The organism is Anoxybacteroides tepidamans (genome assembly GCF_014201465.1).
Classification (GTDB): domain Bacteria; phylum Bacillota; class Bacilli; order Bacillales; family Anoxybacillaceae; genus Anoxybacteroides; species Anoxybacteroides tepidamans.
Genome location: NZ_JACHEP010000005.1, coordinates 58566 through 78881 on the forward strand (window position 1 = coordinate 58566; position 20316 = coordinate 78881).

Annotated in this window: 21 protein-coding genes and 1 riboswitch; of the genes, 19 read left to right on the forward strand and 2 right to left on the reverse strand. The window is 44.4% G+C overall.

The window, feature by feature from the left end; translation table 11 throughout:
- Positions 1–5: 5 nt before the first annotated feature.
- On the reverse strand, positions 6–266 hold the full coding sequence (locus HNQ34_RS06980; protein ID WP_183253135.1) for a hypothetical protein: 261 nt from the start codon (positions 264–266) through the stop codon (positions 6–8).
- Between the two features lie 322 nt (positions 267–588).
- Complete coding sequence (locus HNQ34_RS06985) at positions 589–735, reverse strand: YuzL family protein (RefSeq protein ID WP_183252989.1); 147 nt, start codon at positions 733–735, stop codon at positions 589–591.
- A 188-nt stretch (positions 736–923) separates the two neighbouring features.
- On the opposite strand from HNQ34_RS06985, the gene HNQ34_RS06990 reads away from it, so the two are divergent.
- From HNQ34_RS06990 to HNQ34_RS07080, 19 genes are all read left to right on the forward strand, one after another.
- Positions 924–3308: a 3-hydroxyacyl-CoA dehydrogenase/enoyl-CoA hydratase family protein gene (locus HNQ34_RS06990; RefSeq protein ID WP_183252991.1), complete on the forward strand. Its 2385-nt coding sequence runs from the start codon at positions 924–926 to the stop codon at positions 3306–3308.
- 38 nt (positions 3309–3346) lie between these two features.
- Complete coding sequence (locus HNQ34_RS06995) at positions 3347–4522, forward strand: acetyl-CoA C-acetyltransferase (RefSeq protein ID WP_183252994.1); 1176 nt, start codon at positions 3347–3349, stop codon at positions 4520–4522.
- Positions 4523–4583: 61 nt separating this feature from the next.
- Positions 4584–6368 carry an acyl-CoA dehydrogenase family protein gene (locus tag HNQ34_RS07000; protein ID WP_183252995.1) on the forward strand — a complete coding sequence of 595 codons (1785 nt, stop codon included), beginning with the start codon at positions 4584–4586 and terminating at the stop codon, positions 6366–6368.
- Between the two features lie 52 nt (positions 6369–6420).
- Positions 6421–6780 (forward strand): arsenate reductase family protein, encoded by a 360-nt coding sequence (locus tag HNQ34_RS07005; protein ID WP_183252997.1) that lies wholly within the window; start codon positions 6421–6423, stop codon positions 6778–6780.
- Positions 6781–6854: 74 nt separating this feature from the next.
- Positions 6855–7238, forward strand: a complete 384-nt coding sequence (gene gcvH / locus HNQ34_RS07010; protein WP_183252999.1) for a glycine cleavage system protein GcvH — start codon at positions 6855–6857, stop codon at positions 7236–7238.
- A gap of 116 nt (positions 7239–7354) precedes the next feature.
- A complete protein-coding gene (locus tag HNQ34_RS07015) occupies positions 7355–7696 on the forward strand; it encodes a toprim domain-containing protein (RefSeq protein ID WP_183253001.1) in 342 nt (113 codons plus the stop codon).
- A 20-nt stretch (positions 7697–7716) separates the two neighbouring features.
- Positions 7717–8022, forward strand: a complete 306-nt coding sequence (locus HNQ34_RS07020; protein WP_183253004.1) for a thioredoxin family protein — start codon at positions 7717–7719, stop codon at positions 8020–8022.
- Positions 8023–8203: 181 nt separating this feature from the next.
- Positions 8204–8551 (forward strand): SCP2 sterol-binding domain-containing protein, encoded by a 348-nt coding sequence (locus HNQ34_RS07025; RefSeq protein ID WP_183253006.1) that lies wholly within the window; start codon positions 8204–8206, stop codon positions 8549–8551.
- A gap of 363 nt (positions 8552–8914) precedes the next feature.
- Positions 8915–9021, forward strand: a riboswitch (SAM riboswitch).
- Positions 9022–9102: 81 nt separating this feature from the next.
- The gene (locus tag HNQ34_RS07030; RefSeq protein WP_183253007.1) at positions 9103–10128 is read left to right on the forward strand and encodes a methionine ABC transporter ATP-binding protein; all 1026 of its coding nucleotides are present in this window, start codon (positions 9103–9105) and stop codon (positions 10126–10128) included.
- Positions 10121–10786 (forward strand): methionine ABC transporter permease, encoded by a 666-nt coding sequence (locus HNQ34_RS07035; protein ID WP_183253009.1) that lies wholly within the window; start codon positions 10121–10123, stop codon positions 10784–10786. The genes HNQ34_RS07030 and HNQ34_RS07035 overlap by 8 nt, the downstream gene beginning before the upstream one ends.
- Before the next feature lie 19 nt (positions 10787–10805).
- Entirely contained in the window at positions 10806–11633 is an 828-nt protein-coding gene (locus tag HNQ34_RS07040; protein ID WP_183253011.1) for a MetQ/NlpA family ABC transporter substrate-binding protein, read from the forward strand.
- A 321-nt stretch (positions 11634–11954) separates the two neighbouring features.
- Positions 11955–12734: a Fe-S cluster assembly ATPase SufC gene (gene sufC / locus HNQ34_RS07045; RefSeq protein WP_183253013.1), complete on the forward strand. Its 780-nt coding sequence runs from the start codon at positions 11955–11957 to the stop codon at positions 12732–12734.
- Between the two features lie 20 nt (positions 12735–12754).
- Positions 12755–14065, forward strand: a complete 1311-nt coding sequence (sufD, locus tag HNQ34_RS07050) for a Fe-S cluster assembly protein SufD (protein WP_183253016.1) — start codon at positions 12755–12757, stop codon at positions 14063–14065.
- Complete coding sequence (locus HNQ34_RS07055) at positions 14065–15285, forward strand: cysteine desulfurase (RefSeq protein WP_183253018.1); 1221 nt, start codon at positions 14065–14067, stop codon at positions 15283–15285. The genes sufD and HNQ34_RS07055 overlap by 1 nt, the downstream gene beginning before the upstream one ends.
- Positions 15275–15712: a Fe-S cluster assembly sulfur transfer protein SufU gene (gene sufU, locus HNQ34_RS07060; RefSeq protein ID WP_183253020.1), complete on the forward strand. Its 438-nt coding sequence runs from the start codon at positions 15275–15277 to the stop codon at positions 15710–15712. The genes HNQ34_RS07055 and sufU overlap by 11 nt, the downstream gene beginning before the upstream one ends.
- A gap of 29 nt (positions 15713–15741) precedes the next feature.
- Positions 15742–17139: a Fe-S cluster assembly protein SufB gene (gene sufB / locus HNQ34_RS07065; RefSeq protein ID WP_066322855.1), complete on the forward strand. Its 1398-nt coding sequence runs from the start codon at positions 15742–15744 to the stop codon at positions 17137–17139.
- 80 nt (positions 17140–17219) lie between these two features.
- Positions 17220–18068: a DUF72 domain-containing protein gene (locus HNQ34_RS07070; RefSeq protein ID WP_183253022.1), complete on the forward strand. Its 849-nt coding sequence runs from the start codon at positions 17220–17222 to the stop codon at positions 18066–18068.
- Positions 18069–18082: 14 nt separating this feature from the next.
- Entirely contained in the window at positions 18083–18901 is an 819-nt protein-coding gene (locus tag HNQ34_RS07075) for a sulfite exporter TauE/SafE family protein (protein WP_183253024.1), read from the forward strand.
- Positions 18902–18916: 15 nt separating this feature from the next.
- Positions 18917–20296 carry a bifunctional metallophosphatase/5'-nucleotidase gene (locus HNQ34_RS07080; RefSeq protein WP_183253026.1) on the forward strand — a complete coding sequence of 460 codons (1380 nt, stop codon included), beginning with the start codon at positions 18917–18919 and terminating at the stop codon, positions 20294–20296.
- The last annotated feature ends 20 nt before the right edge of the window (positions 20297–20316 follow it).

Consider the following 20316-nt stretch of genomic DNA (forward strand, 5'->3'; position numbering starts at 1 on the left):
CCTTGCTATTGTAACGGTGTTTTCGGCTGATTCGGATTTTGCAAATGCTGCAGCATGCGTTGGTAATGGCGCTGGTGCATTTGTCCTGCCCGTTCGATGGCGGCAACGACTTCTTGATCTTGACATTGCGATGCAAAAAAATGTGCTTTTTTCATCGCGAGTAAATTCCATGACATCATGTCTGTTAAATATAGAGCATCTTTTGTCGAAATAACTTGCGGCGGCTGTGGCATTCCTGCCTGTTGCGTCATTGTTTGTTGTTGCATTTGCATATGGCAGACTCCTTTCTTGATAGATCGTTCGGTTGTAGATTATCCGTTTCAGGGCAATTTATACATAGGACGAGTTTTGTCAAAAAAAGATATTTATGAGGTCGGCGTGTTGATTAACCAATAAAAAACTGTTGAGATGGTTCTATTTCTAGCTTTTCTGCCGCAGTCGGCAAGCAATTCTCTTGCCGACTGATACGGCTACTTTATGTGTCGCTTCGCGGAGATAACGTAGTTTTCATCCTAAAAGGAATGGTGTGCAAATACAATAAATAAAGGAAAAGGAGCCGACTAATGAAAACGTCATCCTTTCATTTTCCTATCCTTCCATGTTTTGTTTTTTATACTGCTGGTTTTGGCTCGTTTTCTTTCCGCCGCCGTCCATTTCAACCGTCGGGCCTGCATTTCCTTTCACGCTTGCGGCACTCACTGCGGTTTTCGATGGGTTTTTTTGCATTTTTGCCATGTTTGCCACCTCCGTTATTAGCATCGCCAGCAAAAATCTTTCATACTCTAGACAAAAAATGTTAAGTTTATATATTGCGAAAATTTGCAACATATTTTATATTTAAATATAGAGGAACGTTGATGCGAAATTTTTTTTCGACAAAAAATGAATGACTATTCATTCAATAGAGGCGAGGGGGAACTTTCATGGTTAAACGAATCAAAAGAGCCGCTGTCCTTGGTTCTGGGGTGATGGGTTCCGGGATTGCGGCGCATTTAGCCAATGTCGGGATTCCAACATTGCTGCTCGACATCGTGCCGCGTGAATTGACAAAAGAGGAGGAAGCAAAAGGGCTAACGCTCGAGCATAAAGAAGTACGCAACCGCTTGGTCAATCAAGCACTTCAAAAGCTGTTAAAACAAAAGCCGGCACCGCTCATGTCTAAGGAGAAGCTCGCACTCATTGAAGTCGGGAACTTTGAAGACGATTTCCATCGTTTGTCGGAAGCGGATTGGATTATCGAAGTCGTCGTCGAACGATTGGATGTCAAAAAGAGCGTCTTCGCCAAAGTCGATGAGGTGAGAAAACCGGGAAGCATTGTCAGCTCCAATACGTCAGGAATTTCGGTTGAAGCGATGGCAGAAGGCCGTTCTGAAGATTTTAAAAAACATTTTTTAGGCACTCATTTCTTCAACCCGCCGCGCTATTTGAAATTGCTTGAAGTGATTCCGACAAAGGATACTGATCCGGAAGTCGTTTCGTTTATGAAAACGTTCGGTGAAGATGTCCTCGGCAAAGGCGTTGTCATGGCGAAAGATACGCCGAACTTTATCGCCAACCGCATCGGTACGTACGGATTGTTAGTGACGGTAAGAGAGATGATGAAAGGCGGCTACAGTGTCGGCGAAGTCGATTCCGTCACCGGTCCGCTCATCGGACGGCCGAAGAGTGCCACCTTCCGCACGCTCGATGTCGTCGGATTGGATACGTTTACCCACGTAGCGAATAACGTATTTGAAAAAGTCGAAGGGGAAGAAAAAGAAGCATTTCACGTCCCTGATTTTATGAAAGCAATGCTTGAAAAAGGCTGGCTCGGCAGCAAATCTGGTCAAGGCTTTTTCTTAAAAAAAGGAAAAGACATTTTAGAACTGAACTACGAAACGCTGGAATACGAGCCGAGCAAAAAATTAAAAACGCCAGCTATAGAAATGAGCAAACAAGCGAAAGGCTTAGCCAATAAATTGAAAGCGCTTGTATATGCAGATGACCGTGCTGGCACGTTGCTTTGGAATATTTTTAGTTCCGTTCTGCTTTATTCGGCAAAATTGCTCGGAGAAATCGCCGACGATATCGTGGCGATCGACCGCGCAATGAAATGGGGGTTTGGCTGGGAACTCGGTCCGTTTGAAACGTGGGATGCGATCGGTCTCGAGCAATCGGTTCGCAAAATGCAGGCGGAAGGACGGAATATCCCGGATTGGATCACTGAAATGCTGGCAAACGGACACACATCGTTCTACAAAACGGAAAACGGCAACGTGCTCTTTTACGATCGCGGCAAATACAAAGCGGTAGAGGAAAACGTCAAAGTCATTCATATTCAACGTCTGAAAGAAGCAAAAGGCATTATTAAGAAAAATAGCGGTGCAAGTCTCATTGACCTCGGCGATGATGTCGCGCTATTAGAGTTTCATTCGCCAAACAACGCAATCGGTTTAGATATTGTGCAAATGATCAACTATGCGCTCGAAGAAGTCGATCGCAACTACAAAGGACTTGTCATCGGTAACCAAGGCAAAAATTTCTGCGTCGGCGCCAACCTTGCGATGATTTTAATGGAAGCGCAAGACGACAACTATTTGGAAATTGAGCTTGTCGTCCGTCAATTCCAGCAGGCGATGATGAACATTAAATACAGTCCAAAACCAGTAGTGGCGGCACCATTTGCGATGACACTCGGCGGTGGAACGGAAATTTGCTTGCCGTCTGCCCGCATTCAAGCAGCAGCTGAAACGTACATGGGGCTTGTCGAAGTCGGTGTCGGCCTCATTCCGGGCGGCGGCGGAAACAAAGAACTGTACATTAAACATTTAAATAGCTTGCCAAACGGTGTTGAATTTGATCTACAAAAAGTTGCGAACAAAGTATTTGAAACGATTGCGATGGCGAAAGTGTCGACGTCGGCGATCGAAGCGCGTGAATTAAACTTTTTAAACAATACAGACGGCATTTCGATGAATGGCGATCATTTGTTACACGATGCAAAACAGGCAGTCCTCACGCTCTATGACAACGGCTATCAGCCACCCGTGCGCAAAAAAGTGCCAGTGGTCGGCGAAACTGGGTATGCGACGCTATTATTGGCAGCACAGTCGATGCATCTTTCCGGCTATATTACCGACCACGACTTAACGATTGCGAAAAAGCTCGCATACGTCATTGCTGGAGGAAAAGTGCCGTACGGAACGGAAGTCGATGAACAATATTTATTAGATTTAGAGCGGGAAGCGTTTTTAAGTTTAGTAGGCGAACCGAAATCACAAGCGAGAATGCAGCATATGCTTGTCAAAGGGAAACCGTTGCGTAACTAAAATGGGAAGAAAAGCTCATAAAAACAGGGGGGAAGATTGTGAGAGAAGCGGTCATTGTAGCGGGGGCGCGTACGCCTGTCGGAAAAGCGAAAAAAGGAACGCTTGCCTATGTGCGTCCGGATGATTTAGGGGCACTTGTCGTGAAAGAAACGTTAAAACGGGCAGGAAACTATGAAGGGAATATTGACGATTTAATTATCGGTTGTGCGATGCCGGAAGCGGAACAAGGATTAAACATCGCCCGCAACATCGGAGCGTTAGCTGGACTTCCGTACACCGTTCCAGCGATTACGATCAATCGTTATTGCTCATCAGGATTACAAGCGATTGCTTACGCTGCGGAGCGGATTATGCTTGGGCATTCGGATACAGTAATTGCCGGCGGCGTCGAATCAATGAGCCTTGTACCAATGATGGGGCACGTCGTACGTCCAAACGTGAAAATCGCTGAAAACGCGCCGGAATATTACATGTCGATGGGGCATACGGCTGAGCAAGTGGCGATGAAATACGGCGTTACGCGCGAAGATCAAGATGCGTTTGCCGTACGCAGCCATCAACGGGCGGCAAAAGCAATTCGCGAAGGAAAATTTGTCGATGAAATCGTTCCGGTTGAAGTAACGATTCGCAAAATCGAGAACAACAAAGTTATTGAAAAAACGGTATTGTTTTCTGAAGATGAAGGCGTGCGCCCAGATACGAACATGGAAACGCTCGCGAAACTGCGTCCGGCGTTTGCTGTCGACGGAACGGTCACGGCTGGAAACGCTTCGCAAACGAGCGACGGCGCCGCAGCGGTCATGGTCATGGATCGTGAAAAAGCGGAATCGTTAGGCTTAAAACCGCTCGGGAAGTTCCGTTCGTTCGCGGTGGCTGGGGTACCGCCGGAAGTGATGGGCATTGGTCCGGTCGCAGCCATCCCGAAAGCGTTGAAGCTTGCGGGGTTGGAACTTTCTGACATTGGGTTATTTGAACTCAACGAAGCGTTTGCTTCCCAATCGATCCAAGTCATTCGCGAGCTTGGCTTAGACGAAGAAAAAGTGAATGTCAACGGCGGAGCGATTGCGCTCGGTCATCCGCTTGGCTGTACTGGCGCGAAATTGACGTTATCGCTTCTTTATGAAATGCGCCGCCGCAACGAACAGTTTGGCATCGTTACGATGTGCATCGGCGGCGGCATGGGCGCAGCAGGTGTGTTTGAATTAATCGACTAACAAGCGGTGCGGGCGGTATTTTTCCGCCCCATCTGTTCAACAATAAGGGGGAGGAATAACGATGACAAAAGCAGCAGAGCAAGTAGTAAAAGGCGGCAGCTTTTTGATTGAAGATGTTTCTTGTGAGCGTGTGTTTACGCCAGAAGATTTTACGGATGAACAAAAAATGATTGCGAAAACGACCGAAGAGTTCGTTGTGAACGAAGTTCTTCCGCAGTTGGAGCATTTGGAAAACCATGAATTTGACCGTTCTGTGAAACTATTAAAACAAGCAGGTGAGCTTGGATTGTTAGGAGCGGACGTTCCAGAAGAGTACGGTGGATTAGGGCTTGATAAAATCAGCTCCGCGCTCATTGCCGAAAAAATGTCACGCGCCGGCGGTTTTTCGATTTCTCATGGAGCGCATGTCGGGATCGGTTCGCTTCCGATCGTTCTATTCGGTACGGAAGAACAAAAACAAAAATATTTACCGGCATTAGCGACAGGAGAAAAAATTGCCGCATATGCGTTAACGGAGCCTGGATCCGGTTCGGACGCATTAGGAGCGAAAACGACAGCAAAACTGAACGCTGAAGGCACGCACTACATTTTAAACGGAGAAAAACAATGGATTACGAACGCTGGATTTGCCGATGTATTTGTCGTTTATGCGAAAGTGGACGGCGAACATTTCTCAGCGTTTATCGTCGAACGTGACTTCCCAGGCGTATCGACAGGTGCAGAAGAAAAGAAAATGGGCATTAAAAGCTCTTCGACGCGTACATTAATTTTACAGGATGCGCTCGTTCCGAAAGAAAACTTGCTTGGCGAAATCGGCAAAGGCCATGTCATCGCTTTCAATATTTTAAACATCGGCCGCTATAAATTAGGGGTTGGTGCGGTCGGCGGCGCGAAACGCGCGCTAGAAATTACGATTCAATACGCGAACCAACGTCAACAATTTAAAACGCCAATTTCAAAATTTACGTTAACACAAGAAAAGTTTGCGACCATGGCGTCGAAATTGTACGCAGCGGAAAGCTCCGTCTACCGCACGGTTGGCTTATTTGAAGAGCGGATGAGCCAACTAGACGCGGAACAAGCAAAAGACGGCAAAGAAATCGCGAAATCGATTGCCGAATATGCCATCGAATGCTCGCTCAACAAATTCTTTGCGACGGAAGTATTAGATTACATCGTCGATGAAGGCGTGCAAATTCATGGCGGTTACGGCTTTATGCAAGAGTATGAAATCGAGCGCGCGTACCGTGACTCGCGCATTAACCGCATTTTCGAAGGAACGAACGAAATTAACCGTCTCCTTGTGCCAGGTACGTATTTGCGTAAAGCGATGAAAGGAGAATTGCCGCTCCTTCAAAAAGCGCAACAATTGCAAGAAGAATTGATGATGTTAATGCCGGAAGAAGTGGGCGACGGCGTGCTTGAGCAAGAGAAATATTTAGTGCGCAATGCGAAGAAAATTGCGTTGCTAACGGCTGGGTTAGCTGCACAAAAATTCGGTCCGAAATTAGAAAAAGAGCAAGAGATTTTAGTAAATATCGCCGACATCGTCAGCAACATTTATGCAATGGAGTCCGCTCTTCTTCGCACCGAAAAAGCAATCCAAACATCCGGTGTCGAGAAAAACAAACAAAAAGTTCTTTACACTGAAATTTTCTGCCAAGAAGCGTTTAATGAAATTGAAGCACATGCAAAAGAAACGATTGTTGCGGTGGAACAAGGTGATATGTTGCGCATGATGTTATCGGCATTGCGTAAACTTACTCGCCATACGCCAATTAATGTGATCGCGAAAAAACGCGAAGCAGCAGCGGCGTTAATTGAAGCGGAGCGTTATATTGTGTAATAATGGAAGTACCAGACTATGGTCTGGTACTTTCGTTATTTGAGGTGATGAGATGGTAACGTTTTATTGGTACCCAAAGTGCGGCACGTGCCGGAAAGCGAAAAAATGGCTCGATGAACACGGTGTTGCGGTGAATGAAGTACATATTGCCGAATACCCGCCGGCAAAAGAAGAATTAAAAGAACTTTATCAAAAAAGCGGCCTGCCGTTAAAAAAATTTTTTAACACAAGCGGACAGAAATACCGTGAACTTGGATTGAAAGATCGGATCCGTACCGCTTCGGACGAGGAATTGTTGGATCTTTTAGCGTCGGACGGCATGTTAATCAAACGGCCGGTTTTAACGGATGGGACGCGTGTCGTCATCGGCTTTGACGAGCAACTGTACGAAAAATTTTTTGGACAAGCTTAAGGAAGGACAGTCGAGTTTTTCGAAAAAATCAGTTATGATTAAAAAGAATACATTTGCAGTTGGAGGGACTTGAAATGAACACGCCAAAAGAATTACGTTATTCTGAAGAACATGAATGGGTACGTGTAGAAGGAGACAAAGTTCGAGTAGGTATTACGGATTTTGCTCAATCCGAATTGGGAGATATCGTTTTTGTTGAACTTCCGGAAGTCGGAACGGAAGTAACAGCAAACGAACCGTTCGGCAGCGTGGAATCAGTAAAAACGGTTTCGGAACTATACGCGCCGATCAGTGGAAAAGTGGTGGAAGTGAATGAAGAGTTAAACGATAACCCTGAATTTGTGAACGAATCTCCGTATGAAAAAGCATGGATGATCATCATCGAGCCGTCTGATGTAAGCGAACTTGACAATTTATTGACAGCCGAGCAATACGAAGCAATGATTAACGAAGAATAAATAGGTGTGCACGAAGCAATGGCCGTCTGCGTCATTGCTTTGTTTAATAATGGAGGAGAAACAAGCAAACGTATAGAATACTATAATAAGGTGATCTTTGTTATTAGGTGATGATTATGACGGAAATTGAAAAAGTAATTATTGTCGAAGGACGCTCCGATAAGAAAAAAATCGAAAGTTTAGTAAAAGAACCGGTAGAAATTATTTGCACGAACGGGACGATTAGCCGCGCCAAATTAGACGAATGGATTGAAGCGCTTTATAATAAAGAGGTGTTTATCTTAGTGGATGCCGATGAAGCTGGAGAGAGATTAAGGAAACAATTGCGCCGCGAATTTCCGGAAGCGGAGCATTTATATATTGATCGTATGTACCGTGAAGTCGCCGCTGCGCCAAGGCGGCATATTGCGGCCGTATTGCTAGGGGCGAATATTGATGTGTATGCGGATGATTTGTAAAAAGTTTGGACGGTGCGAAGATGAAAGAAGTAACAGCTAAGCGGCTAGACGAACTGATTCAACAGGAGACCTTCGTCTGTTTATATGTATATACACCGATGTGCGGAACATGTCAGTTGGCTCAGCGCATGGTCGACATTGTGGAGCAACTATTTCCTCATATCACATTTTGCAAAACGGATATTAATTATATGCCTGAACGTGCGGCTTTATGGGAAATCGAAAGCGTTCCTTGTTTGCTTTTGTTTCAAAATGGAAGTCAAAAGAAAAAGATATATGCATTTCATTCCGTGCCTCACTTATACGAGGTCATCCAACAAGTGTGAAAACATCGTCATCGTTGGCGATGTTTTTTTGCATGAATAGACGCTTTTTGACATATTTCTCGGGAAATGTGAAGAATTTTGTTTGTTTTGCTTGTGATTTGTCGAGAAGTTTATAAAGGATTAGCGCCTCTTTTGATGGAAATCAATGAGAGAAAAGGAAAATGGAGAGGCGGGGGGAATAATGAGTATTCATGAATTAGTGAAACAGTTTATCGAACGGGTAAACGCGTTGAACCATTTGTTACCGATTTTACCGGAAGAGTCGCTATATGTTTGTGTGGAATGTGAGGAGGAAACGATTACTTTTTCACTTTCCAAATACGGGATTCAGCACGATATGGAGAGGGAAGAACAAAAAACCGTCACAGTTTGCGGATCAAAAGAAGTGCTAAAAAGCTTGTTTTATGGAGAACTCAAGTTGCAGCAGCTGCTCCGTCTAAAAGAGGTAGCGGTTTTCGGAAGTTTCCGCCATATGTTGTTATTAGAATCACTTCTTCATTTAGCCAAACCATACCGATATGCCTCTTAAAAGAAGCAAAATTATTGTCATGGATGAAATGATAGTTTTATTATTCTGAAAAATAATATAATTTCATAACTTTTATCAAGGATGACTGAGGGGTGGCTCGATGAAGCCCTGCAACCGGTTTGTTACGGTGTTGATTATAGCAGATTTGGTTGCTCTAAAAGAGAAGAAAAGCTACAGAAACTCGATGATCTCACATCTTTTGTACTTGAGTTGCGATGTTTCATTCCAAAATATAACATATATATTAGAAAAATTTTTTGTTGACACTTTCCTTATAACGATGATAAAATCACATTCGTAATTTAATTAAAAATGACTCTTGAATGCATTAAAGCTTTAATTGAATAAATGAGCGTGTTGCTGCTCTTATCAAGAGAGGTGGAGGGATGTGCCCAATGAAACCCGGCAACCGTCAGCAGGAGCTGAAATGGTGCCAATTCACACAAAGCAGTTGCTTTGAGAGATAAGAGACAGAAATGGGGAAATATGACCTTTCTGTTCTCTTAAGCAGAAAGGTTTTTTATTTGTCGTAAAAGGAAGGTGAGATGTGATTGATCACATTAGAACATGTGACGAAAGTGTATCCGTCGAACCGCGGAGAAGTGACAGCGGTTAATGACGTCAGTTTGCATATTCAAGAAGGAGAAATTTTCGGAATCATTGGTTACAGCGGTGCGGGAAAAAGCTCGCTTATTCGCCTGTTAAACGGATTAGAAAAGCCGACGAAAGGAAATGTGATCGTCGCTGGTCGGAATATCGCCAATATTAAGGGGAAAGAACTGCGCCAAGCCCGCCAAGAAATCGGCATGATCTTTCAGCATTTCAATTTACTTTGGTCGCGGACGGTGCGTGAAAATATTGCGTTTCCGTTAGAAATTGCCGGCGTTCCGAAAGAAGAGCGATTGAAACGGGTGGATGAGTTGATTCAGCTTGTCGGTCTTGAAGGCCGGGAGCATGCTTATCCATCGCAGTTAAGTGGGGGACAAAAACAGCGTGTCGGCATTGCGCGGGCGCTGGCGAACAATCCGAAAGTGTTATTGTGTGATGAAGCGACTTCCGCCTTGGATCCGCAAACAACCGATTCGATTTTAGATTTATTAGTGGATATTAATAAGCGTCTAGGATTAACGATTGTGTTAATTACGCATGAAATGCACGTCATTCGCAAAATTTGCGATCGGGTGGCGGTGATGGAAAACGGGAAAATTGTCGAAGAAGGAGAAGTATTGCACGTCTTTCGCCAGCCGCAGCAAACGATCACAAAACGGTTTGTTCAACAAATCACAGAACCGGAAGAAACGAAAGAAACGATTGCTCATTTGCTTCAGCAATATTCGACTGGGAAAGTCGTTCAATTAACATTTGTCGGTGAAGCCGCCGAGCAACCGCTCATGACCAAGCTTATTCGTCAATTTCAGCTAAACATTAACATTTTGCAAGGAAAAATTTCGCAAACGCATCACGGTTCATATGGCGTGTTGTTTATCCATATGGATGGATCAGACGAAGACATCGAGCGAGCGCTCGCTTTCATTCGTCAGCAACAAGTCGAAGTGGAGGTGGTGACGAATGAATAACTTGTTTCCAAACGTTCAGTGGGAAACGATTTGGGCGGCGACATCTGAAACGCTTTATATGACAGGAGTTGCAGTTGCTGCGACGTTTGTGCTCGGCCTCATTCTTGGGTTGCTGCTGTTTTTAACATCGAAAGGGAACATTTGGGAAAATAAAATCGCCAATACCGTCATTTCGGCATTCGTCAATATTTTTCGTTCGATTCCGTTCATCATTTTAATTATTTTGCTGATTCCATTTACAAAACTCATTGTCGGCACAATTCTCGGGGCGAATGCGGCGTTGCCAGCGCTCATTATCGGGGCCGCACCGTTTTATGCGCGCATGGTAGAAATCGCCTTGCGAGAAATCGATAAAGGTGTCATTGAAGCGGCGAAAGCGATGGGGGCGACGACAGCACAAATTATTTGGAAAGTGCTTATCCCAGAATCACTGCCAGCGCTTATTTCTGGTATTACGGTCACCGCGATTGCCCTTGTTGGGTATACGGCAATGGCGGGAGTTGTCGGTGCGGGCGGTCTTGGAAACTTAGCATATTTAGAAGGATTTCAGCGCAACCATAACGACGTAACATTTGTCGCGACTGTGCTCATTTTAGTCATCGTGTTTATCATTCAGTTTATTGGTGACTTTGTCACTTCTAAAATAGATAAAAGATAAAAAAGAGGAGGAAAACAGCATGAAAAAATGGATTGCATTATTGACGGTTGCGTTTGTGTTGGTGCTTGCGGCGTGCGGCGGCAAAAACAATGCCGGCGGCGAAAAAGAAACAGGAAAACTCGTTGTTGGCGCCTCAAACGTACCTCATGCGGAAATTTTAGAGAAAGCAAAACCGATTTTAAAAGAAAAAGGAATTGATTTAAAAATTGTGACATTCCAAGATTACATTTTGCCAAACAAAGCATTGGCGGACAAAGAAATTGATGCAAACTATTTCCAGCACATTCCTTATTTAGAATCCCAGAAAAAGGAATACGGCTATGATTTCGTCAATGCAGGCGGCATTCATATCGAGCCGATCGGCATTTATTCAAAAAAATATAAAAGCCTTGAAGAACTTCCAGAAGGCGCAACGATTATTATGAGCAACTCGGTTGCCGATCACGGCCGCATTTTATCGATGTTGCAAGAAAAGGGTCTCATTAAATTAAAAGACGGTGTCGATAAAACGAAAGCAACCGTTCAAGACATTGTAGAAAATCCGAAAAAATTAAAATTTAAAACAGATGTAGACGCAGGTCTTTTACCGCAAATTTATAAAAACAACGAAGGCGATGCCGTCGTTATTAACGCGAACTATGCGCTCGATGCCGGCTTAAATCCGGCAAAAGACCCAATTGCAGTGGAATCGCCAAAAGATAATCCGTATGTGAATATCATCGCTGTACGCAAAGGCGACGAAAACCGAAAAGAAATTAAAACGCTTGTCGAAGTGTTGCAATCAAAAGAAATTCAAGACTTTATTAAAGAAAAATATAAAGGTGCTGTCATTCCAGCAGCGCAATAAAAAAAGAGAACGGAAGCACGAGTGCTTCCGTTCTTTTTTAACGACAGTATAATCCAAGGAAAGAACTATTCACAAGCGCGCGCAATTCAGATGTTTAATCGCATTTTTGTGAAACATACTAACATTGATGGAAAAGAGTCATGTTTTGCTTACATACTTTCAAAACTTTTTTATTTAAAAAGTATCGTAATAAGGTTAAATGGTTGATAATACATTTCATTTGTTATAAGATTGTAATGAGAATAAAATGAGAATAAAATAAGTGTGTGAAATCAGTCAATGAGATATGCAAATTTTTTGTGAAAATTGGAGGTATTTTTCATGGCAGTGTTGACGATTCGAGATCTCCACGTATCGGTGGAAGGAAAAGAAATTTTAAAAGGGGTCAATTTAGAGGTAAAAGGCGGCGAGATCCACGCCATCATGGGACCGAACGGAACCGGTAAATCGACGTTATCTTCGGCCATTATGGGCCATCCAAAATATGAAGTAACAAAAGGAAGCATCACGTTAGACGGACAAGACGTATTGGAAATGGAAGTAGATGAGCGTGCCCGCGCAGGCCTTTTCTTAGCGATGCAATATCCGAGCGAAATTAGCGGAGTAACGAACGCCGATTTCTTGCGGACAGCGATTAATGCTCGTCTTGGGGAAGGAAACGAAATTTCCTTAATGAAGTTCATCCGCAAATTGGACGAGAAAATGTCATTTCTCGAAATGAATCCGGACATGGCGCACCGCTACTTAAACGAAGGATTTTCCGGCGGTGAAAAAAAGCGTAACGAAATTTTGCAACTGCTGATGTTGGAACCGAAAATCGCCATTTTGGACGAAATCGACTCCGGTCTTGATATTGATGCATTAAAAATCGTTTCTAAAGGCGTAAACGAAATGCGCAGCAGCGACTTCGGCTGTTTGATCATTACCCACTATCAACGTTTGCTAAACTACATTACACCAGACTACGTGCATGTGATGATGCAGGGGCGCATTGTGAAATCAGGAGGGCCGGAGTTGGCACAACGCTTGGAAGCAGAAGGATATGACTGGATTAAGAAAGAACTCGGCATCGAAGACGAAACGGTTGAGCAAGAAGTGTAAGCGTTAGGAGGATTATTTATATGGCGATTGAAACAAAACTACCATTCGACCAACAGTATGTGCGCACTTTTTCCGAAGGGCGCGGTGAACCTAGCTGGCTTTTAGATCTTCGCTTACAAGCTCTTGCCAAAGCTGAAGAATTACCATTGCCAAAGCCAGACAAAACGAAAATTGATAAATGGAATTTCACTCAGTTTGCCAACCATGTTGTGCAAAGCGCACCGCTTTCTTCATTAGAGGAGCTTCCGGAAGCGGTGAAAGCGCTCATCGATTTAAATGAAGAAGCGAAAAATTTATATGTGCAGCGCGACCATACGCCGGCGTACCTTTCATTGTCCGAAGACTTAAAGCAAAAAGGCGTGATTTTTACCGATATTTTTACAGCGGTTCGTGAACACGGAGAGCTCGTCCAAAAATACTTCATGAAAGACGGGGTGCAAGTCGATGAGCATCGTTTAACGGCGCTCCATGCGGCATTGCTGAACGGCGGGGTGTTTGTATATGTGCCGAAAAATGTGGAAGTTCAAACTCCGCTTCAAGCCGTGTATATTCAAGAAAAGGAAGATACGGCGCTATTTAACCACATTATTGTGGTGGCGGAAGACAATAGCAAAGTTGCATATGTAGAAAACTACATTTCGCTCGCTGAAGAGGCCAATGCGGTTGTGAATATCGTGGCGGAAGTGTTTGCCAATACGAATGCACGCGTATTTTTTGCAGCGGTTGACCATTTGGCGAAAGGGATTACGGCATATGTCAACCGCCGCGGCATCGCAGGGCGCGACGGCCGCATTGAATGGGCGTTAGGATTAATGAATGATGGGGATACGGTTTCAGAAAATATTACGCGCCTGATCGGCGACGGCTCATACGGCGATACGAAAACGGTCGTTGTCGGCCGCGGCAAGCAAACGCAAAACTTTACAACGAGTGTCATTCATTACGGCAAACATACGGAAGGCTATATTTTAAAACACGGTGTCGTGAAAGACAGCGCGACTTCGATTTTTAATGGCATCGGCAAAATTGAGCACGGCGCATCGAAATCAAACGCCGAACAAGAATCGCGTGTGTTAATGTTAAACGAAAAAGCGCGCGGCGATGCGAACCCGATTCTTTTGATTGATGAAGATGATGTAACAGCAGGCCACGCTGCTTCAGTCGGCCGCGTCGATCCGACACAGCTGTACTATTTAATGAGCCGTGGCATTCCGAAGGCGGAAGCAGAACGTTTAATTATTCACGGCTTTTTAGCGCCGGTTGTGAACGAAATTCCGCTTGAAAGCGTGAAAAAACAATTAATTGAAATCATCGAAAGGAAAGTTAAATAATGGATGCAAAAGAGGTTCGTCAGCTATTTCCGATTTTAGCTCAAGAAGTGAATGGTAAGCCATTAGTATATCTTGACAGCGCAGCCACTTCTCAGAAACCTCTTCCTGTGATTGAAGCGCTTGACAAGTATTATCGCGAATACAATTCAAACGTTCACCGCGGCGTGCATACGCTTGGCACAAAGGCGACCGATGCGTACGAAGGTGCGCGTGAAAAAGTGCGAAAATTTATTAATGCGAAGTCGACGCAAGAAATTATTTTTACGCGCGGAACGACAACGGCATTAAATACGGTTGCGGCAAGCTATGGGCGCACCAATTTGCGCGAAGGCGATGAAATTGTTATCACTTACATGGAACACCATAGCAACATCATCCCGTGGCAGCAAGTCGCCAAATACACAGGGGCGACGTTAAAATATATCCCGCTGCAAGCAGACGGCTCCATCAGCTTAGATGATGTGGAAAAAACGGTCACTCCGAACACAAAAATCGTTTCCGTGATGCAAGTGTCGAACGTACTCGGCGCCATTAACCCGATTAAACAAATCGCGCAAATCGCTCATAAAAACGGAGCGGTGATGGTGGTCGATGCCGCACAAAGCGCACCGCATATGAAAATTGACGTTCAAGATTTAGATTGCGATTTTTTAGCGTTTTCTGGGCATAAGATGTGCGGTCCGACAGGGATTGGCGTATTATATGGGAAACGGGCGTTGCTCGAGCAGATGGAGCCTGTCGAATTTGGCGGGGAAATGATCGATTTTGTCGGCCTTTATGAATCAACATGGAAAGAGCTTCCTTGGAAGTTTGAAGGCGGTACGCCAATCATTGCGGGGGCGATCGGTTTAGGTGTAGCGATCGATTTTCTGGAGCAAATTGGATTAGACAGCATCTCTGCTCATGAGCATAAGCTCGCGCAATATGCGCTTGAGCAGCTTTCCGCTATTGAAGGGTTGACAATTTACGGCCCGAAAGAGCGCTCTGGACTTGTAACATTTAATATCGACGAGGTCCATCCGCACGATGTCGCGACCGTTTTGGATGCGGAAGGAATTGCCGTTCGTGCAGGGCATCATTGCGCGCAGCCGCTTATGAAATGGCTGAACGTCACGGCGACGGCCCGCGCAAGCTTTTATCTTTACAATACAGAAGAAGACATTGACCGATTAGTTGCGGCATTAAAGAAAACGAAGGAGTATTTCAGCCATGTCTTTTGATAACCATTTAGACACGCTATATCGGCAAGTGATTATGGATCATTATAAAAATCCAAGAAATCGCGGTGTTCTTGAGGACGAAAATATCGATATTAATATGAATAATCCAACATGCGGAGATCGTGTTCATTTAACGATGAAAGTCGAAGACGGAAAAATTGTCGATGCGAAATTTGAAGGGGAAGGCTGTTCGATTTCGATGTCGTCCGCTTCGATGATGACGCAGGCGATTAAAGGAAAAACGGTCGAAGAAGCGCTCGCGCTATCCAAAATTTTTTCAGATATGATGCAAGGAAAAGAGTACGACGATTCGGCCGATTTAGGGGATATTGAAGCGCTTCAGGGCGTTTCGAAATTCCCAGCCCGCATTAAATGCGCCACATTGGCGTGGAAAGCAATGGAAAAAGGTTTGCATTCACAAAAATGAGTGGCTTGTAAAAAAGGAGGCGAATAGTAATGGCGAAAAAAATGCCGGAAATCGGTGAATATAAGTATGGCTTTGCGGATAAAGACGTTTCTGTATTCCGCGCCGAACGCGGTTTGACGCGAGAAATTGTCGAAGAAATTTCGCGCATGAAAAACGAGCCGCAATGGATGCTCGAATTCCGCTTGAAAGCGTTAGATATTTTCTACAGCATGCCGATGCCGCAATGGGGCGGCGATTTGTCGAGCCTAAATTTCGATGAAATTACGTATTATGTAAAGCCGTCGGAAAAATCAGGCCGTTCTTGGGATGAAGTGCCGGAAGAAATTAAAGCAACATTTGACAAACTAGGAATTCCAGAGGCGGAACAAAAATATTTAGCAGGGGTATCAGCGCAATACGAATCTGAGGTCGTCTACCACAACATGAAAGAGGACCTTGAAAAATTAGGGGTTATTTTCAAAGATACGGATTCGGCGTTAAAAGAAAATGAAGATATTTTTCGTGAGCATTGGGCAAAAGTTGTACCGCCAACGGATAACAAATTTGCGGCGCTTAACTCGGCTGTCTGGTCGGGCGGATCGTTCATTTACGTGCCAAAAGGCGTGAAAGTCGATACGCCATTGCAAGCGTATTTCCGCATTAACTCGGAAAATATGGGGCAATTTGAACGGACATTGATTATCGTCGATGAAGGGGCGCACGTCCATTATGTTGAGGGCTGTACAGCGCCGGTGTATACGACGAACTCGCTTCATAGCGCCGTCGTTGAAATTATCGTGAAAAAAGGTGCTTACTGCCGTTATACAACGATTCAAAACTGGGCGAACAACGTCTTTAACCTTGTGACAAAGCGCGCCGTTTGTGAAGAAAATGCGACGATGGAATGGATTGACGGCAACATCGGTTCGAAGTTAACGATGAAATATCCGGCCGTGATTTTAAAAGGAGAAGGCGCACGCGGTTTGACGCTTTCGATCGCAATTGCCGGCAAAGGACAGCATCAAGACGCGGGTGCGAAAATGATTCACCTTGCGCCAAATACATCTTCCACGATTGTTTCCAAATCGATTTCAAAACAAGGCGGTAAAGTCACGTACCGCGGCATCGTCCACTTCGGGCGCAAAGCGTCTGGTTCGCGTTCAAACATTGAATGTGACACATTAATTATGGATAATCAATCGACGTCCGATACGATTCCATACAACGAAATTTTAAACGACAATATTTCGCTTGAGCACGAAGCGAAAGTGTCGAAAGTATCGGAAGAGCAATTGTTCTACCTCATGAGCCGCGGCATTTCCGAACAGGAAGCGACAGAAATGATCGTTATGGGCTTCATCGAGCCGTTTACAAGAGAGCTTCCGATGGAATATGCAGTAGAAATGAACCGTCTCATTAAGTTCGAAATGGAGGGTAGTATTGGGTAATAAAAAGCCGATTGTTCGCCACGAGCGAATAATCGGCTTTTTGTCGTAAGGTTGTGGTAAGATAGTAGTAGGTGATGATGATGATTTATGTCGGTTTAACGGGATGGGGGGATCATCCGAGTCTGTATCCATCGCATGCGGCATCGAAAGATAAATTGCTCGCCTATGCAGCGCATTTTCCAACGGTAGAAGTTGATGCGTATTTTTATGCGATTCAGCCGCAAAAAAACGTTGAAAAGTGGGTGATGGAAACGCCCCCTTCGTTTCAATTTATCATTAAAGCCTATCAAGGAATGACGGGACACCAACGCGGCGACATTCCGTACAAAAGTAAAGATGAGATGTTTGCTGCCTTTTTACAGTCGATTCAACCGTTTATGGAAACAAACAAGCTCGCGATGGTGTTATTTCAATTTCCGCCGTGGTTTGATTGTAAAAAAGAGCATGTGCGTTACTTAAGATGGTGTCGAGAAAAAATGGGGGAAGTTCCGGTCGCGCTTGAATTTCGCCATCGATCCTGGTTTTCGCCAATGTTTTACGACAAGACGTTGCAGTTTATGGAAGAAGAGCGGTGGATTCACAGCATTTGCGATGAGCCGCAAGCAGGGGAAGGATCCATTCCGACCGTTTTGTATCCGACGAACCGAGAAAAAACGCTCATTCGCTTTCATGGCCGCAATGTGCACGGATGGAATAAGGCGACAAACGGAGAAAATTGGCGAGCGGTTCGCTATTTATATCGTTACGGTAAAGAAGAATTGCTTGAATGGGTTGAGCATATTCGAAAACTTGAGGCGAAAACGAACAATATTTACGTATTATTTAATAATAATTCTGGTGGTGATGCGGCGGATAATGCCAAACAGTTTATTGGCTTACTTGGTATTGAATATATCGACTTAGCACCGAGGCAATTAGACTTATTTTAATGGAGATGGGGATTATGGAATACGGATTGCTTATATTGGTCGGTTTTGTAGCAGGCACGATCGGCAGTTTAGTCGGCTTAGGCGGAGGTGTCATTATCGTACCGTCGCTTTTATTTTTGGGGGCATCGCATTGGCTGCCGTCCGTTTCACCGCAAATGGCGGTTGGAACGTCGCTTGTTGTCATTATTTTTAACGGTCTTTCTTCGACATTGTCTTACATGAAAGATAAAATGGTCGATTATCGAAGCGGGTTGCTTTTTTTTATCGGGAGCGGACCGGGGGCGATCTTCGGTGCATGGGTAAATCAAGCGTTAAGCTTCTCGCATTTCTCTCTTTATTTTGGTCTTTTTCTGATTTCCGTTTCGTTTTTGTTAATGTTGATGAAAAATTCGTCTGAACGAGCAAAACAAAAGAATTTTGCCATTACTCGTACATATATAACGAATGAAGGAGAAACGGTGACGTACGGTTACCATCCTGTAACTGCCATCGCCATTGCATTTATTGTCGGCTTTTTTGGCGGGCTTTTCGGCATTGGAGGCGGCTCGCTCATGGTTCCGGCGATGATTTTATTATTTTTGTTTCCGCCACATGTGGCAGTCGCTACATCGATGTTCATCGTCTTTTTATCATCGCTTGTTAGCTCTGTCACGCATATGGCGATGGGCAACGTACAATGGTCGTTCGCTCTTGCGCTTATTCCGGGCGTTTGGTTTGGCGCGAAAACGGGGGCGTGGATGAACAAAAAATTAAAAAGCAAAACAATTGTACTTGTATTACGGATTGTGCTTATTCTTCTCGGCGTTCGCCTCATGATTCAAGGCATTTCGTAAAAGAGGTGTTGATCGTTGAAGCAAATGATTTATATTTATCATACGAACGATGTGCATAGCCATTTTGAAAATTGGCCGAAAATCGCTGCATTTTTGCAAGAAAAAAGAAACGAGCATGAACGAAAGAACGAAACGATACTTTTGTTCGATATCGGAGATTTTATCGATCGCTTTCATCCGATTACTGAGGCGACGAGAGGAAAAGCAAACGTACAGCTTCTAAACGATTTGCGCTATAATGCCGTGACGATCGGCAATAACGAAGGCATTACGCTCGATCATGAAGAGTTAAACTCTCTTTACCAAGACGCGCAGTTTCCAGTTTTGGTTGCCAATTTGTTTCAAAAAAATGGCCAGCAGCCTGATTGGCTCCAACCATATACCATCATTCCGATTTCTGATACATTTCGCATCGGTGTGATCGGGGTCACGGTTCATTTTATAAAATTTTATGAATTGCTCGGTTGGATGATTGTTTCTGCGTTTGACATATTAAAGGAGCTTGTAGCGGAAGTGCGAAAACAAGCCGATTTTGTGATTTTGTTATCTCATTTAGGAGTTAGTGACGATGAGCTGCTTGCCGAGACGATACCTGGCATTGATCTCATTATCGGGGGGCATACGCATCACATATTGCCAAATGGCAAATGGGTGAACGGCACGCTATTATGTGGTGCCGGAAAATACGGACAATACGTGGGCGCTGTAGCGGTCGATATCGATGGAAAAGCGATCGAAGCTTCGTTAGTTGATGTATCTACATTTCCAGAGTGCGAACGAACAAAGCAAAAATTAATGGAACTTGAGCAGAAAAGTTTACACCAGCTTGAGAAAGAAGTCGTTGTCGAACTTCATGAAGATTTGCCGTTGCAATGGTTTGCACCTTCTCCGTTCGCACAATTATTAGCGTCTGCTTTAAAAGAGTGGTGCGATGGCGACATCGGCATGGTCAATGCCGGGGTGCTGTTAGAACCGCTTTATAAAGGAGTCGTCACGAAAAAAGATTTGCATCGCATTTGTCCGCATCCGATCAATCCGTGCAAAGTGTATTTGCGAGGCGATGAATTAAAGGAAGTTATTTTGCAAGCCCATACAGAAAAGATGAAACATCTTTCTGTTCGGGGATTCGGATTTCGCGGGAAGGTAATGGGACAGATGGTGTACGAAGGCGTTGAGTTAGAAATAGAAATTATGTCCGATGGCTCGGAACATATTCGCCGCATTTTAATTCACGGCAAAGAGATCGATGCGAATGAAACGTATGCGGTGGCAACGATCGATATGTTTACGTTTGGGCATTTTTATCCAGAAATTCACCGTGCACCGAACAAAATTTACTACATGCCGGAATTTTTGCGCGATCTATTGGCGTGGAAGCTAGCGCAGTGCCAATAAGCACACTTTTTTCCCTTTTT